At 67.4% G+C, this 15,149-nt stretch carries 11 protein-coding genes; 7 read left to right on the plus strand and 4 right to left on the minus strand.

Annotated elements, in window-relative coordinates:
* Positions 1–227: 227 nt before the first annotated feature.
* Positions 228–977 (minus strand): LytTR family DNA-binding domain-containing protein, encoded by a 750-nt coding sequence (locus VHN57_RS15995; RefSeq protein ID WP_423284504.1) that lies wholly within the window; start codon positions 975–977, stop codon positions 228–230.
* A 237-nt stretch (positions 978–1,214) separates the two neighbouring features.
* Between VHN57_RS15995 and VHN57_RS16000 the strand changes: the two genes are divergently transcribed.
* The 4 genes from VHN57_RS16000 to VHN57_RS16015 all read left to right on the plus strand — a co-directional run bounded on the left by VHN57_RS16000 (position 1,215) and on the right by VHN57_RS16015 (position 8,003).
* A complete protein-coding gene (locus VHN57_RS16000) occupies positions 1,215–2,867 on the plus strand; it encodes a hypothetical protein (RefSeq protein ID WP_423284506.1) in 1,653 nt (550 codons plus the stop codon).
* Positions 2,868–2,961: 94 nt separating this feature from the next.
* On the plus strand, positions 2,962–4,209 hold the full coding sequence (locus tag VHN57_RS16005; RefSeq protein WP_423284508.1) for a phospholipase A: 1,248 nt from the start codon (positions 2,962–2,964) through the stop codon (positions 4,207–4,209).
* A 50-nt stretch (positions 4,210–4,259) separates the two neighbouring features.
* A complete protein-coding gene (locus VHN57_RS16010) occupies positions 4,260–6,932 on the plus strand; it encodes an HAD-IC family P-type ATPase (protein WP_423284510.1) in 2,673 nt (890 codons plus the stop codon).
* 45 nt (positions 6,933–6,977) lie between these two features.
* Positions 6,978–8,003, plus strand: a complete 1,026-nt coding sequence (locus VHN57_RS16015; RefSeq protein ID WP_017500695.1) for a zinc-dependent alcohol dehydrogenase — start codon at positions 6,978–6,980, stop codon at positions 8,001–8,003.
* A 50-nt stretch (positions 8,004–8,053) separates the two neighbouring features.
* On the opposite strand, the gene VHN57_RS16020 is transcribed toward VHN57_RS16015, so the two are convergent.
* Genes VHN57_RS16020 through VHN57_RS16030 form a run of 3 tightly spaced genes read right to left on the minus strand, consistent with a single transcriptional unit; the run spans position 8,054 to position 11,732 of the window.
* Positions 8,054–9,613, minus strand: coding sequence for a right-handed parallel beta-helix repeat-containing protein (locus VHN57_RS16020; protein ID WP_278986832.1), 1,560 nt, complete (start codon positions 9,611–9,613; stop codon positions 8,054–8,056).
* 49 nt (positions 9,614–9,662) lie between these two features.
* Positions 9,663–10,592: a polysaccharide deacetylase family protein gene (locus tag VHN57_RS16025; protein ID WP_278986834.1), complete on the minus strand. Its 930-nt coding sequence runs from the start codon at positions 10,590–10,592 to the stop codon at positions 9,663–9,665.
* A 51-nt stretch (positions 10,593–10,643) separates the two neighbouring features.
* Positions 10,644–11,732, minus strand: a complete 1,089-nt coding sequence (locus tag VHN57_RS16030) for a flagellin N-terminal helical domain-containing protein (protein ID WP_169861823.1) — start codon at positions 11,730–11,732, stop codon at positions 10,644–10,646.
* Between the two features lie 226 nt (positions 11,733–11,958).
* On the opposite strand from VHN57_RS16030, the gene VHN57_RS16035 reads away from it, so the two are divergent.
* Genes VHN57_RS16035 through VHN57_RS16045 form a run of 3 tightly spaced genes read left to right on the plus strand, consistent with a single transcriptional unit; the run spans position 11,959 to position 15,109 of the window.
* Positions 11,959–13,569: a sensor histidine kinase gene (locus VHN57_RS16035; RefSeq protein WP_423284513.1), complete on the plus strand. Its 1,611-nt coding sequence runs from the start codon at positions 11,959–11,961 to the stop codon at positions 13,567–13,569.
* Complete coding sequence (locus VHN57_RS16040; protein WP_122928315.1) at positions 13,562–14,170, plus strand: response regulator transcription factor; 609 nt, start codon at positions 13,562–13,564, stop codon at positions 14,168–14,170. Before VHN57_RS16035 ends, VHN57_RS16040 begins: the two co-directional genes overlap by 8 nt.
* 42 nt (positions 14,171–14,212) lie before the next feature.
* Positions 14,213–15,109, plus strand: a complete 897-nt coding sequence (locus VHN57_RS16045; protein WP_010338918.1) for a LysR family transcriptional regulator — start codon at positions 14,213–14,215, stop codon at positions 15,107–15,109.
* Positions 15,110–15,149 lie beyond the last annotated feature (40 nt).

Consider the following 15,149-nt stretch of genomic DNA (forward strand, 5'->3'; position numbering starts at 1 on the left):
CCGGTTACCGTAGCGGAAATGACCAAAATAGCGGGTTCAGCCGTGCGATAAGGCCGGTGACATGGGCGCTGCCGCCGACAAAAATATGCGGTTGATGCTTGAAAGGGACGCGCGCTTTCCTAGATTGGTCCTGTCACTCTTCCCCCCCTTTGGAGTGACACCTCCCTGAACCTGGCCCCGTCGTAGAGCTTGCTCCGGCGGGGTTTTCTTTTGCCCGCCAGAGCCGGTCAGGACGCGGGCAGGAAGCCGGCCCGTTGCAGCCGGGCGACCGAATCGCGCGCGACGGGGACGCTGAGCCCGCCATCCAGGGTGATGAGCCAGCTGCGCCCGGCCGGATCGCAGCGCAGGATGGCGCGATGGGCGATCCACCAGCTGCGATGCACCTGCGCGCCGGCCACCCCCTCCATCTCCGCAATCGCGTCGCGCAGCCGCATCAGCAGCAATTCGCTGCCGCCTGCGCCATGGACGCGGACATAATGATCCTCGCTCTGCAGCGCCAGGATCGGCCCGGCAAAGCCGGCCGACAGGCGATTGCGCAGGGCGGGTTCGGCCGGGGATGTGGCGGCGGCGCCTTCGGGGTGCGGGGCATCGGCGGGCGGCGGCAGGATACCTCGCTGGGCCAGCCGCCGGTCGGTCTGTTCGGCCCAGTGGGTGACGACCAGCACGGTGAGCGCGCAGAGGAAGGAAAAGGGCAGCAGGCCGGTAAAGCCGTCCAGGTCGCGAAAGGCGGTGCGGCCGACATTGCGCCAGAGGAAGGCCAACGGCACGACGCAGAGCGACACGCCGGAAAAGACGGTGATCGACACCGAAAGGTCGATCCGCAGCGCCAGCCGGCGCAGCAGCCAGATCACCGGCCGGACGAGGATATAGGCCCCCATCAGCAGCAGCCACCAATGGCCGATCCGCCCCGGCAGACCGTCGCGCATATAGGTGCCGAACGGCCCCATGAAGCCGATGATGCCGGCCAGCAGCAGCATCGCCCATAGCTCCAGCAAGATGCGTCGGTTGAAAATCGGTTATTCCCCTCTCCGTCCCGCTTGTCGCCCTGCCCGTTCGCGAAGCGCCGGCTGGAAAATGCCCGGTTTTGCGGGACATTGGCAAGCCCCCTTTCCGCGTAACGGATTGGCGCTTGCCGGCCGACGGGCTGGTGCCATCAGCAGAGTGGACGGCCGCCCGGTGCCCCTGGGCCAAGGCCGAGACGAGGAGAGAATTTGGTGACCAAGCCCCCTTCCCGCCGGCTGCCTATCTTGGCCATGCTGCCCATCCTGATTGGCGGACTGGCGCTGGATGGCGGCCCGTCCCTGGCGCGGCCCAGGGCGGATGGCGCGCTGTTCGGCCAGCCGGTGATCCGCACCCTGACATTGCCCGCCGACATGCGGCCGCAAAGCGCCACCTACACGCCGTCGGGCCGGATATTGCTGACCTATGCCAAACCGGGCGAGAGCGATCCGCGGCAGATCAACCTCGCCATCATGGACGATGATGGCAGCCATATCCGTCCGATCTTCAGCGGGACGATTCCCGCCCGGCCGAAGGATAATGGCATCCGCTACATGGTGTTTGCCGACAATAAGCGCATTTTCCTGGGCGATTTCGTGATCGAATGCCCGACCAGCCTGGACGATTGCACGCAGGCGCAACTGGTGCCCGTCACCTATCCGCCGCAGGTGGCCGATGGCGCGCATATCTGGCATCGCTGGTCGGAAATGGTGGTGGCGCCGGACAATCGCCATATCGCCTGGACGACCCTGCTCGCCAATTATTCCGCCGCGGTGCTGACCGGCGAACTGACGCGCGGCCCGGATGGCTATGTCGTCACCCGGCCGCAGATCATCAGCAGCAGCGATCCCTTCCGCCCCGATCCCGCCCATGCCGATGGCGTCATCCCGTCGCCGATCCGCGGTGGCGAGGTGAAGCAGTTCGTCCATGGCGGCAGCGCCCTGTCGCTGGTCGGCGCGGTGAAGCGCGACTTACCCGATTCGGTGGTGATGGACCTGGCGAGCGGCAAGGTGACGCCGATCACCGACACGCCGGGCTATACCGAAACGACGATCTTCTCGCCGGACGAGCGGTTGGGCATGGTGATGACCACCCGCTTTTCGCAGACCGACCCGGCGATATTGGGGCTGATGCCCCGCCCCTATCCCGACAGCCTGAACATGGGGCTGAGCATGTTCGCCTATACTTATGCCGTCACCGGCGTGCGCACGGCCCGGCCAGGCAATGTCGGGCCGGCGCTGATCGACATCGCCCGGTCGCAGCGCGAGGCGGGCTATCTGGGCGCGAACCTCAGCAGCCAGGCCGACTGGGTGTTTCATTCGCCCATGTCCTGGCATCCCGACAGCCGCCGGGCGACATGGATCGAGGGGCTGCGCGGCAGCGAGAGCAAGCGGGTCCAGATCGTCACCCTGCCCGGATACAAGGCCGGGCCGGCGGTCGCCCCGCATGCCGTGCCCGACAGCCTGCCCTACGGCGATACCGACCTGTCCACCCTGTCGGCGCTGGCGGGCAAGAGCCAGAATATCGACGTGAAGGTCTATGGCCGGCGGTCGGGCCATATCCAATATCGGCGCACGAGCGGCGCCATCGAGAAAATCTATGTCGATTTCAGCGACGACGGGAAGCAGGTCTATAGCGGGCGCGAGACGACGCAGATCAATATGCGCGGCCAGTCCAGCTACGAAGCGGACATACGCCTGACCGGTCCCAAGCCCGGCATCATGAAGCTGCAGATCACGTTCGGGCCGCTGGGCGGCCCCAAGCCTGCCGCGATCGACTTCACGCCCCAAGCCGATGGCCAGCCACGCAGCCGGGGCTTTGCCGAATATGGCGGCCAGCGCCTGAGCGTGGACCGGCTCGCGCCGTGAGGTCGAGGCGGTTTGTATTGATTTGACAGGATTGTTATCCTCTTCCCTGTCCGGTTGACTGCGTCCGGGCGGACCAACTGGCCAGGGATAGAAGATGATCGATCGCCTTTTCGCGCGCGCCTGCCGCGCGCGTGTCCATCTGCTGCTGATTGCCGGCACCGCGCTTTGCCCGACGATGCTGCGGGCGCAGGCGCCGGTCGAGACGCTGATCGGCCGGGTCGGTGCGACCGATGCGCAAGGCATGGCCGCGATCGAACTGCGCTTCCTCAACATGGGCGCGGCGCCCGCCACCATGCCGCTGCCCGACCGGGTCGAGGCGCTGGTGGAACAGGATGGCGCGGCGCGCCGGCTGTGGCTGCGCCGGGCGCCGGGCGTGCCGGAGACGGTGGAGATTGCGCCGGGCGGCTTTGCCCAGGCGCGCTATCAATTGGCCGCGAGCGACATGGCCGAGGGCGCGTTGCTGTCGATCCCGGCGTGGAATTCGCCGCAGGTGGCGCTGCATGGCGCGGCGGCCTCGCGGATGGCGGCCGCTTCGCCGGTGCCTGTCCCACCGCCGCCGCCGCCGCCCGGAACCCCGGTGCCGCCGCCGGTCGCGCCGCCGGCCGATCGCAGCGCCGGCAATGCCTTCATCGGCAATCTGGCGCCCTATGAGCCGATCTATGCGGTCTATGGCCCCGGCACCAATACCGATGCCCGGTTGCAGTTGAGCTTCGAATATCGGTTGTTCGGGTCGCGCGATGCCGCGCATTTGCCCAGTTCCTGGCGGGATGGCCTGCATTTCGCCTATACCCAGCGCATGTTCTGGGATCTGGGCGCCAATTCCATGCCCTTCCGCAACATCGATTATCAGCCCGAGATCATCTATGTGACGCCGACCCGGATGCTGAAAAACGGCATGTCGCTGGCGCTGCAGGGCGGGCTTCGGCACGAATCCAACGGCCGGGACGGCGATGCGTCGCGCAGCATCAACAGCGTCTATGTCGCACCGATGGCGGCCTTCTCGCTGGGCGAGGAGCGGCGGCTGCTGGTGGCGCCGCGCCTGACCTTCTATGTCGGCGACAAGTCCGACAATCCCGATATCGTCCGCTATCGCGGCCATGCCGGCCTGTTCCTGCAGGTCGGCGATGATGACGGGCTGCGCCTGTCCACCAATAGCCGATTCAATTTCGGATCGGGCAAGGGCGCGATCAACGCCGACCTGTCCTATCCGCTGCCGCGCCTGCTGGGCGGCGGCCCCGATCTCTATTTGTTCGCTCAGGGATTTGCCGGATATGGCGAGAACCTGTTGGACTATAATCGTTCCATAACAAGATTGCGGATCGGCTTCGCGCTGGTGCGCTGACCGCCGGGTGGCTTGCCCCCGGCCGCTCGACGCGACTGAAAGGGAAGCCGATGTCCTCTGCCCCGCCCGTTGCCTGGCATGCGCTGCCGCCCGAAGAGGCGCTGGCAACGCTGTCCGTCGAAGCGACCGGGCTGGACCAGCGCGATGCCGAGGCCCGGCTGCGGCGTTATGGCCCCAATGCCCTGCCCGAAGCGCCGCGCCAGCATCCGCTGCTGCGATTCCTGGCGCATTTCAACAGCGTGCTGATCTATTTCCTGCTGGGTGCGGCGCTGATCGCGCTGCTGCTGAATCACGGCATCGATGCTGCCGTGATCCTGGCCGTGGTGCTGGTGAACGCGGTCGTCGGCTTCATCCAGGAGGGCAAGGCCGAGGAAGCGCTGGGCGCGATCCAGGACATGATCGCGCCGCATGCCATGGTGCTGCGCAGCGGCGAACGGCGGGTGGTGGCGGTGCCCGATCTGGTGCCCGGTGACATCGTGCTGCTGGAAGCGGGTGACCGGGTGCCGGCCGACATCCGGCTGCTGCGCGCCCGCGGCCTGCTGATCGACGAGGCGGCGCTGACCGGAGAATCGGTCGCCGCGGAAAAGCATCAGACGCTGATCGCCGCCGACGCCGGCATCGCCGACCAGAGCAACATGGCCTTTTCCGGCACGCTGGTGGCCGCCGGCCAGGCGACCGGGCTGGTGGTCGAGACCGGCAACCACACCCAGATCGGCCGGATCAGCGGCATGCTGAAGGCGGTCGAGGCCGGCAAGACGCCGCTGGTGCGGCAGATCGACGATTTCGCCCGGCTGATGACCTGGTCGGTGCTGGCCGGCGCGGTGATCCTGTTCCTGTTTTCGGTGCTGGCGCGCGGCTTCCACTGGATCGATGCGCTGATCGCGATCGTCGCCCTGTCGGTCGGCGTGGTGCCGGAGGGGCTGCCGGCCGTCATCACCATCACGCTGGCGATCGGCGTGCAGCGCATGGCCGCCCGCCAGGCGGTGATCCGGCGCCTGCCGGCGGTCGAGACGCTGGGCGCCACATCGGTGATCTGCACCGACAAGACCGGCACGCTGACCCGCAACGAGATGACCGTGCGCCACCTGCTGCTGCCCGGCGGCGACCTGCATGTCAGCGGATCGGGCTATGCGCCGACGGGCACCATCAGTGTGGCCGAGGGCGGCGACGATGCCGCGGCGCTGGCTGATGCCGCGCCAATCCTGCGCTGCGGCCTGTTGTGTAACGATGCCCTGCTGCGCCAAGCGGATGACGGCTGGACCGTGCAGGGCGACCCGATGGAGGGCGCGCTGGTCGCGCTGGCGATGAAGGCGGGGCTGAGCGCTGACCATGTGCGCGACGAGTGGCCGCGGATCGACGAAATCCCGTTCGATGCCGCCTATCGCTTCATGGCGACGCTGCACCGCGCGCCCGATGGCAGCAGCGCCATCTTCATCAAGGGTGCGCCCGAAGCGGTGCTGGCGATGACCGGCGCGGATGCCGCCGCCTGGGACGCGCGGCTGTCGGCCGCCGCCGACCGGGGCGAGCGCCTGCTGGGCTTTGCCGTCAAGCGGATCGCCGGAGCGCCCGACCGGATCGGCTTCGACGATCTGAAGAGCGGGGTCGAGCTGCTGGGGCTTATGGGCTTCATCGATCCGCCACGCGACGAGGCACGCCAGGCGATCGCCCAGTGCCGGTCGGCCGGCATCGCGGTCAAGATGATCACCGGCGACCATGTCGGCACCGCCATCGCCATCGCCCGCCAACTGGCGCTGGACGATGATCCCCAGGCGATGAGCGGCGCCGAGGTCGAGGCGCTGGATGATGAGGCGCTGGCGGCGCGGGTGCGCGATGTCGACGTGTTCGCCCGCTCCTCCCCCGAGCACAAGCTGCGCATCGTCCGCGCGCTTCAGTCGCACGGGCTGGTCGTCGCCATGACCGGCGACGGCGTCAACGACGCGCCCTCGCTGAAACAGGCCGATGTCGGCACGGCGATGGGGATCAAGGGCACGGAGGCCGCCAAGGAGGCGGCCGAGATGGTGCTGCTGGACGATAATTTCGCGTCGATCGTGGCGGCCGTGCGCGAAGGGCGCACCGTCTATGACAATATCCGCAAGGTCATCAGCTGGACGCTGCCGACCAATGGCGGCGAGACGCTGGCGGTGGTGATCGCGATCATTGCCGGCTTTGCCCTGCCGATGACGGCGACGCAGATATTGTGGATCAACCTGGTGCTGACGGTGACGCTGGGGCTGGTACTGGCGTTCGAGCCGACCGAGCCGGGAACGATGGAGCGGCGACCGCGTGCCGCCGGCGCGCCGCTGCTTTCCCCCTTCCTGCTGTGGCGCATCATGCTGGTATCGGTGCTGATGGGGGCGATGGCGCTGGGGATATTCTTCTATGCCCAGCATGTCGGCCACGACATCGACACCGCCCGGACCATGGTGGTCAACATGCTGATCGTGGGCGAGATATTCTATCTGTTCAATGTCCGCTTCCTGCACATGCGATCGCTGACGCTGCGCGGCGCGATGGGCACGCCGGTCGTGCTGGCGGCGATCGTGGCGGTGGTGATCGCCCAGCTGCTCTTCACCTATGCGCCGTTCATGCACGATATTTTCGACAGCCGGCCGCTGTCGCTGACCGACGGGCTGATGATCATCGGCCTGGGCGCGGCGATGTTCGCCGTGCTGGAACTCGAAAAGCTGGCCGCCCATCGGCTCGCCTGGTTCGAGGATATCTGACCGCCATTATCCACAGTCCAACAGCCGCAGAAGAAGGAGGAAATCATGCCGACGACCATGCGAGCCGCGATTGCCAGGACGTTCAAGGCGCCGCTGACGATCGAGGAGATAGCGATACCCGAGCCGGGGCCTGGCGAGGTGCTGGTGAAGATCGTCGCCAGTGGCGTATGCCATACCGATCTGCACGCAATCGATGGCGACTGGCCGGTGAAGCCGACCCTGCCGCTGATCCCCGGCCATGAGGGCGTGGGCCATGTCGTGGCACTGGGTGCGGGTGTCACCGACCTGAAGGAAGGCGACGCCGTCGGCATCCCCTGGCTGCACGACGCCTGCCGCGCCTGCGAATATTGCGAGACCGGCTGGGAAACGCTGTGCGAGCGGCAGCATAATACCGGCTACAGCGTCAACGGCACCTATGCCGAATATGCGATCGCCAGCGCGCCCTTTGCCGGCCGCCTGCCCGACAGTGTCGATTTCGTGACGATGGCGCCGATCCTGTGCGCGGGCGTCACCGTCTACAAGGGGCTGAAGGAAACCGAGGCGAAGCCGGGTGAATGGGTGACCATTTCCGGCGTCGGCGGGCTGGGTCATGTCGCCGTGCAATATGCCAAGGCGATGGGCCTGCATGTCGTGGCGCTGGACATTGGCGAGAGCAAGCTGGAGCTGGCCCGGTCGCTGGGCGCGGACCTGGCGCTGGATGCGCGGGCCGACAATGTCGTGGCGGAAGTGCAGAATGCGACCGGCGGCGGCGCCCATGGCGTGCTGGTGACGGCGGTGTCGCCCCCCGCCTTTGCCCAGGCGATCGCCTGCGCCCGCCGGCGCGCGACCGTCAGCCTGGTCGGCCTGCCGCCGGGCGATTTCCCGACGCCGATCTTCGACGTGGTGCTCAAGCGCGTGACCGTGCGCGGATCGATCGTCGGCACCCGGCGCGACCTGGCCGAAGCGATCGCCTTCGCGGTCGAGGGCAAGGTGAAGGCGCATGTGACGCCCCGGCCGTTCGATGATGTGAACGCCGTGCTGGACGAACTGCGCGCCGGCAAGGTGGACGGGCGCATCTCGCTCACCCTGTAACGGGCGGGTGACGGCCGGGCACGGGCGGTGCATGCCGCCCGCGCCAGCGGTCAACGGCGCGCTTCGAAGATGGAGATGCGGCGCGGCTGGCGCGGCTGCACCGCCTGGCCCAGTTCGCGTTGCAACATGGCCAGCATCCAGGCGCGGTGCCGGGCCATGAATTCGGGAAAGCCCTCTGCCCTGGCCGGGTCGAACACCGGCACCTGCCAGTCGGCGGGCTGATCGAGATAGGGCGGGATCACGTCGCCCGCCGCCTCGGCCGGCAGGTCGACATGGCTGCCCCAGTAGCGATTGTCGCGGAAGCGGATAAATTGGGCCGGGGCGAAGCCCGCCTTGATGAGATAATCGGGGCCGGACCGGCCGCTCTCGCTGCCATAGCGGGCGGTGCCGGCGACCTTGAAGTCATTTTCGACGATGCGGACATCCTGTGCCCAACCATCCCAGTTGGTCGCCACCACCATCTGCACATCCATGCCCTTGCCGACATGGATCACATTCTTCTCCACCAGCACGTCGGAGACATTGCCGGCGAGCTGGAAGATGCGCAGCGCGTCGTTGCGGCTGACATTGTAGCGCGCGACGGTGCCGCGATTGCCCAGATTATCCTTGTCGTTGCGGCCGGGCGAACAGATCAGCAGGAAGCCGCCGGCATTGTCGTGGCTGTAATTGTAGAGCAATGTCGTGCGGCGCGAATTGAAGTCGCTGTCGAAGCCCTGCCCGTCATAGCGGGTGCGGGTATAGGCGGCCTCGTTGAGCTGGATCAGGCTGTTGTCGGTGCTCCACTGCCAGATGCCGGCATTATAGCCGGGTGCTCGGGCACCGGCATAGCGCACGATATTATGTTCGATCAGCGCGCCGTCGGTGCCGCGCGGGACGATGCCGTCGCCGCCAATATCCTCGACCAGATTGTCGCGGATCACGATCTTTTCGCTGGGGAACCAGTCCCTGGCGCTGATCCGGTCGGCAATGCCGGCAATGCCGGACCGGTCGACCTTCCAGACGATATTGCGTTCGATCACCAGATCCTGAAAGCGGGTCGGCAGCTTCTTGCCGGTCGCGCTGAAGACGATGCCGCCATTATCCTTGCGATCATTCACGCCGCGCACGTCGTGGATATACATGTCGCTGATGCGGATGCCGCGCGTCACGCCCCGGTCGACCGCCGAGACCAGCACGCCGAAGCGTTGGGCCGGGGCGGGATTGTCGTTGGTGACTTCCAGCCCGCTGACGCTGACATATTCGGCGTTGATGACGCCCACGCCATGGGGCGAAACGCCGCCGGCGTCGATGCGCGGCCGTGCGCCAGCGCCGAAGGCGGCAACGCTGATCAGCGCGCCGGAGCGGCCCGAGCGGGTAATGGTGAGCGGCTCCTGCCAGCGCGATCCGGCCATCAGCAGCACCTGATCGCCGGGCATCAGCGGATAGTCGCGCACCCGCGCCAGACTGCGCCAGGGCTGGTCGGCAGTGGTGCCGGCGGCGCGATCATTGCCGGTGGCGCTGTTGACATAATAGGTCGTCGCCTGCGCCGCGGATGTCGCACCCGCGGTCAGGACCAGGAAAGGCAGGAAGATTGTCAGCGCCCGGCCATGCCGGCTTTTACCCATGATCATATTGCGCGCCATTCTATCGGTCGCGCGCTGAATGCAAGGTGAAGTCGCCTCAGCCGGGCGCGCGGCAGGCCTGGCGCAGGTCGATTTCGGATGCAGGCGCGCTATCGGCGGGGAGAGCGATGCCCTGCGCCTGCGCCACCCGTTCGATGATGCCGCCGCCGCCCGGCAGGGCTTCGGCCTGGGCATAGGCCGGGTCGGCCTCCGCCTGTGCCAGCGGAATATAGCGCGCGCCGGCGGCATCGAGCCGGGCCATGACATCGGGCAGGGTGTCGGCGGTCCAGGCGCCGACATGGAGCAGCAGCACATGCGGGATCGGGCTGCCATGGACGCGCTGGGCATTGGCCTTTGCCCGCGCGATCGCCTGATCGACGACAGCCAGATAGTGACGCTTCATCGCCGCGATCATGCGATCGTCGCCCTGCGCGCGGCAGCGGGCATAGGCGTCGCTATAATCCCAGTCCTCGAAAGCCAGGCTGACGCTGGCGATGCGATAGCCGCGCTGTTTCAGGAAGGCGGCGGCGCCGTCATGGCGGGTCGCATCCTTGCCGCTCGACAGGTTGGGGAAGCGCAGCCAGTGCCAGTCCCCCTTACCCATATGCTGTTCCAGCGCCGGCTCGCCAGCGATCACGTCCGCCTGCCAGGCATCGAGCGAGGGCGCGCCGTCGAGATTGAGGTGGCTGTAGCTATGGTTGGCGAGCGGATAGCCCGCCTGGCGCCACAGCGTCAGCACCGCGTCCGACGCCGGATCCTCCGCAAGCCCGCGTGCATTGACGAAGCCATAGGCCTCCGCGACATGATGCGCCTTCAGCGTCGCCAGGAAGCGGCGGGCGATATCGGCGCGGGTGGTGCCGGGCGGCAACTGGCCATGGGCGGGCAGATCATCGACCGTGATCGCGACATCGAACCGGGGCGGATCGCCCGCCTGTGCCGCCGCTGCGCTGCCCAGCAGCAGGCAAAGGGCCATGGCCCGCTTCATCATCTCCGCCTCTCCCGCTGAATGTCCGCAGCGGTCCTAGCCCGGCCGCGCGGATCATTCGAGCAGTTTCAGCACATCCTGTTGCCGGGCATTGGCCTGGGCCAGCATCGCCGTTGCCGCCTGCGACAGGATCTGGCTCTTGGCGAGGGCGGTGGATTCGGTGGAGAAGTCCGCATCCTCGATCCGCGAGCGAGCGTCGGTGAGGTTGACGATATTGGTGTCGAGCTGGCTGGAGATGGATTCCAGCCGGCTCTGCGCCGCGCCCAGATTGACGCGGGCGGTCGAAATCTGCGCCAGCGCCGCGTCGATCACCGCCAGCCCCTGCTGCGCGGTCACGCCGATCTGGGCGTAGGATTTATAGTCGGAATCGGTGAAGGCGACATAGCCTTCCGGGTCCATCCAGCCAAATCCACCAAGATCATTGGTGCGCTCCACAGCAGCCACACCGACATCATAGTCCAGGGTCAGGTCGATATTGCTGATTCCCACGAAGCGCATCGTGCCACCAACCGACAGGTCGGTGCCCAGCAGGGTGAAATCGTCGCTGTTGCTGCGCAGGGTCGGCAGGGTGATGGCGACATTGTCCGTCGCATTGGCGCCCGCCTGGACATTGATGACGGTGCTGCCGGCACTGTGGTCGAGTTCGTTGCGATAATTGTAGGGGCCGTGGATATCGAGCAGATCGCCATCCGCATTATAATCGCGGGCTGCGACACCCTGCGCGGTGTTGGAAAACAGGTTCACGCCGTTGAACTCGCTGTTCTGCAGCAGCGCGTTGATATGGGCGACAGTCTGGTCCATTTCGGTCTGGAGCGCGGCGCGATCCTCCGGCCGGTTGACGCCATTGGCCGCCTGGAGCGTCAATTCGCGCATCCGCTGCAGGCTGTTCTGGACCTCGCCCAATATGCCTTCGGCGGTCTGGGTCAGCGATATGGCGTCGGCGGCGTTGCGCTTGGCCACTTCCATGCCGCGCAACTGGCTGGTCATGGTCTGGGCGATGGCCATGCCGGCCGCATCATCCTTGGCCGAATTGATCCGCTTGCCGGTCGACAATTTCTCGCTTGCCTGGCCCTGGGCCTTGGTGGCCGCCTCGATCGCCCGCTGCGCGCGCAGCGCCGCGCTGTTGGTTCCGATCACGCTCATGGGATGTCCTCCATCCATGCCAGGCAGGAAGATGCCGGCGTCTGTGGGGCCGGGCGACACGGGTCGCAATGCGCCGCCCGGCAACCGAAAGGCGTTGCCCCCAAACGGTCGTCCCCGTGATGGCCGCGTCACAGCGCCCGGCCTATCCGGTTAATTCCCGGATAAGATTGAAACGGCAGGGAATTTCCCGGCTTGGCAGGCGGGTGATCCAGGCTAGGACAGGGCCATGGCCACCCTGTCCCCCATGAGCGCCCGGCCGCGCCCTTTTCGCCTGGAGGCACGCGCCATCGACTGGCGGCTGGTGGCGCTGCTGCTGGCCTATCCCTTCGCGTTCAAGCTGGCGCATATGGCGGCCAGCCCGTGGGGCGGCGCCCATTTCTTCAGCCTCTGGTATCCCGCCGCCGGCGTGCGGCTGGCGCTGCTGTGGCGGATCGGCGCGCGCTTCACGCCGGTCCTGATCGTCGAGGAATGCGTGATCCAGTTGCTGACCGGCACGGTCATGTGGGGCGGTCCCGAATTTCTCAACCAGCTGGGCGGGGTGGCGCGCGCGCCCGCCGCCTATGGCCTGATGATCGCGCTGGTGCGCTTCATCGAACGGCGCAGCCGGTCCGAACTGGCGATCGCGCCGATGCCCTTCGGCCTGGCCGCGGTGCTGGCGCCGACGCTGGTGTCCTTCACCGCGGGTTTCTGGGAATGGCTGTGGCCCGGCGTGTCCGGCACCCTGCCGACCCAGCCAGTCGCCACCACCATCGCCGCCTTCCTGGTCGGCGACCTGCTGGGCGTGCTGCTGGTCGCGCCGCCCCTGCTGTGGATCGGCACCCGCCATGAAGAAGCCCGGCGGCTGATGCAGATCGGGCGCGGGCGCGCGGTCGAGGCGGCCGCCGTCTTCGTCTTTGCCTGGCTGCTCGCCTGGGGGCTGGCGCGGGTCGAACCCCAGATCGCGGTCACGCCGGTGCTGATCGGTGCGATCTGGGTGGGGCTGCGCTGCGGCCGGCTGGGCGCCTGGATCGCGATCATCCTGTCGGCCGCGATCATCCTGCCCTGGTCGGCACCATTGTCGGCCAGCGCCACCCGCTTCGCGCTGCACATGGGTCTCGCCGCCATGGCGATCGCCACCTATCTGGCCGGCAGCTTTGCCGAGGCGCAGATCCGCGCCCGCGAGGATATCGCCCGGCGCGACCGCATCCTGTTCCAGGCCGAACGGCTCAAGACGCTGCGCGCCATGTCGGTGGCAATCATTCACGAGATCAGCCAGCCGCTGTCGACGCTGGCGATCGAGACCCGGCATCTGTCCGCCCTGTCGCGCGATCCGCAGCCCGACCTGGCCGAGATGCGCGAGAGCATCGAACTGGTCGATCGCAAGGCGGCTTTGCTGGCCGACATGGTGCGGCGGTTGCGCAGCTTTGGCGGGCGCGCGGTCGACGAGCCATCGCCGATCATCGTCGGCCAGATGCTGCGCGACTGTGCCGGCATGGTCGGCGGCGAGGCGCGCAGCCTGGGCTGCACCATCAGCCTGCCGCCGATGGATGCGCGCTTGCAGGTCACCGGGCATGAGATCGAACTGACACAGATATTGCTCAACCTGCTGCGCAACGCGATGCTGGCGGCGCCCGGATCGACCATCGAAATCGCCGTGGAAAGCCGGGCCGATCAGGTGACGATCCATGTCGCCAACCCGGTCCCGTCCCCCACCCCCGACTATGGCGGCATGGGCATCGGCCTGCTGGTGGCGCGCGCCATCGCCGACGCCCATGGCGGCACGCTGACCCGCGACATCGCGCAGGGCCGCGCGCGTGCCAGCCTGTCCCTGCCCCGCACGGAGCCCAGCCATGACTGACCCGGCCGATCCCGCCATCATCCATGTGGTCGATGACGACCCTGATCTGGGCCGGGCGGTGGCGCGGCTGCTGGGCCGGCATGGCTATCGCACCCAGGCGTTCGACACGCCCCGCGCGATGCTGCGCGCCCAGGCCGACGAGCCGGCCCATTGCCTGGTCACCGACGTGATGATGGCGGACATGGACGGCTTTGCCTTTGCCGAGCGGATGCGGGCGCAGGATCCGGCGGTGGCGATCATCTTCATGACCGCCTGGCCGACCACCAGCAGCGCGGTGGATTCGGTGCGCCGCTATGGCGGGCTCGACTATCTGGAAAAGCCGATCGACGAGGGGCGGCTGCTGGCCGCCGTGGCGGAGGGCGCACGCTGGAGCCGGCAGCGGCGCGGGGCGCTGGCTCGGCTGGCTCCGCTGACCCCGCGCGAGCGCGAGGTGCTGCACTGCCTGGCCCAGGGGATGAGCAACAAGATGGTCGCCGCCGCCCTGTCGCTGAGCCCCAAGACGATCGAGGATCATCGCGCCGCGATCGTCGCCAAGACCGGCGCCAGCAGTCCCGCCGCCCTGATTGCCCTGGTGCGGGAGGCAAGCGGCACCGAGGGCTAGATTGTCTTGTTGTGCGTGGCGATGGTCGGGCTATCTAGGCCGATGATCGATCCCCGCGCGCTTCGCACCTTCCTCGCCGTCTGCCGTGCCAACTCGATCAGCGGCGGCGCCCGGCTGCTCAACATCTCCCAGCCATCGGTGTCCAATGCGATCGCGCAGCTGGAACAGTCGGTCGGCGCGGCCCTGTTCGCCCGGTCGCGCAGCGGCATCAGCCTGACGCCGGAGGGCGAGGTGCTGCTGCGCCGGGCGGAGGCGGTCGACAGCCTGATCAGCGGCGCGGAAGAGGAATTGCGGCTGGCGCGCGCGGGCGTGACCGGCCCGCTCCGCGTCGGCGGCACGCCGGGTGCGCTCGTCAGCCTGCTGCCCGACGCGGTGCGACGGCTGGAGGACAAGATGGGCCATTTCGCGCTGCATGCGGTGGAACGGCCCGACCATGACCTGGCCGACATGCTGCACCGGGGCGAGATCGAACTGGCGTTCGTCACCACGGGGCTGGAGGAGCCGCCCGAGGGGATCGAGGAAATCACCTTTGCGCAGGATCCCTTCGCGCTGGTGGTCGGGCGCCGCAACGACCATCTGCCGGCCGAGGTGTCGCTGCGCGACATGATGGCCAAGCGCTGGGTGCTGCCGGAGGCGCGGGGCGCCTTTCGCCGGCAGATCGACGCGCTGTTCATGGCGGCGGGCGTGCCGGTGCCCCAGGATGTGATCCGATGCGACTCCCTGCTGACGACCAAAGCGATGGTGCGGAACAGCAGCCGGCTGACCATATTGCCGATGAAGGTGGCGGCGGCCGAACTGTCGATCGGCGTGCTGCGCGCGATCGCGATCCGCGAAGCGACCTTCCAGCGCAGCATCGGCATCCGCAAGCTGAAGGATGCCCGCCTGTCGCGACTGGGCGAGGCGCTGCTGGACATCATGATCCATAGCTCTAAGCTATGATGTTCCCAAAAATCATTATTATTCTTGCGTATAAATTCGG

The sequence above is a fragment of the Sphingobium salicis subsp. salicis genome (assembly GCF_049472635.1).
Taxonomy (GTDB): domain Bacteria; phylum Pseudomonadota; class Alphaproteobacteria; order Sphingomonadales; family Sphingomonadaceae; genus Sphingobium; species Sphingobium yanoikuyae_A.

Coding starts and splice junctions, on each gene's coding strand:
- VHN57_RS16045 (WP_010338918.1), top strand. CDS start 14,213: ATGATCGATCCCCGCGCGCTTCGCACCTTCCTCGCCGTCTGCCGTGCC.
- VHN57_RS16010 (WP_423284510.1), top strand. CDS start 4,260: ATGTCCTCTGCCCCGCCCGTTGCCTGGCATGCGCTGCCGCCCGAAGAG.
- VHN57_RS16025 (WP_278986834.1), bottom strand. CDS start 10,592: ATGATGAAGCGGGCCATGGCCCTTTGCCTGCTGCTGGGCAGCGCAGCG.
- VHN57_RS16040 (WP_122928315.1), top strand. CDS start 13,562: ATGACTGACCCGGCCGATCCCGCCATCATCCATGTGGTCGATGACGAC.
- VHN57_RS16020 (WP_278986832.1), bottom strand. CDS start 9,613: ATGATCATGGGTAAAAGCCGGCATGGCCGGGCGCTGACAATCTTCCTG.
- VHN57_RS16035 (WP_423284513.1), top strand. CDS start 11,959: ATGGCCACCCTGTCCCCCATGAGCGCCCGGCCGCGCCCTTTTCGCCTG.
- VHN57_RS16030 (WP_169861823.1), bottom strand. CDS start 11,732: ATGAGCGTGATCGGAACCAACAGCGCGGCGCTGCGCGCGCAGCGGGCG.
- VHN57_RS16015 (WP_017500695.1), top strand. CDS start 6,978: ATGCCGACGACCATGCGAGCCGCGATTGCCAGGACGTTCAAGGCGCCG.
- VHN57_RS15995 (WP_423284504.1), bottom strand. CDS start 977: ATGCTGCTGCTGGCCGGCATCATCGGCTTCATGGGGCCGTTCGGCACC.
- VHN57_RS16005 (WP_423284508.1), top strand. CDS start 2,962: ATGATCGATCGCCTTTTCGCGCGCGCCTGCCGCGCGCGTGTCCATCTG.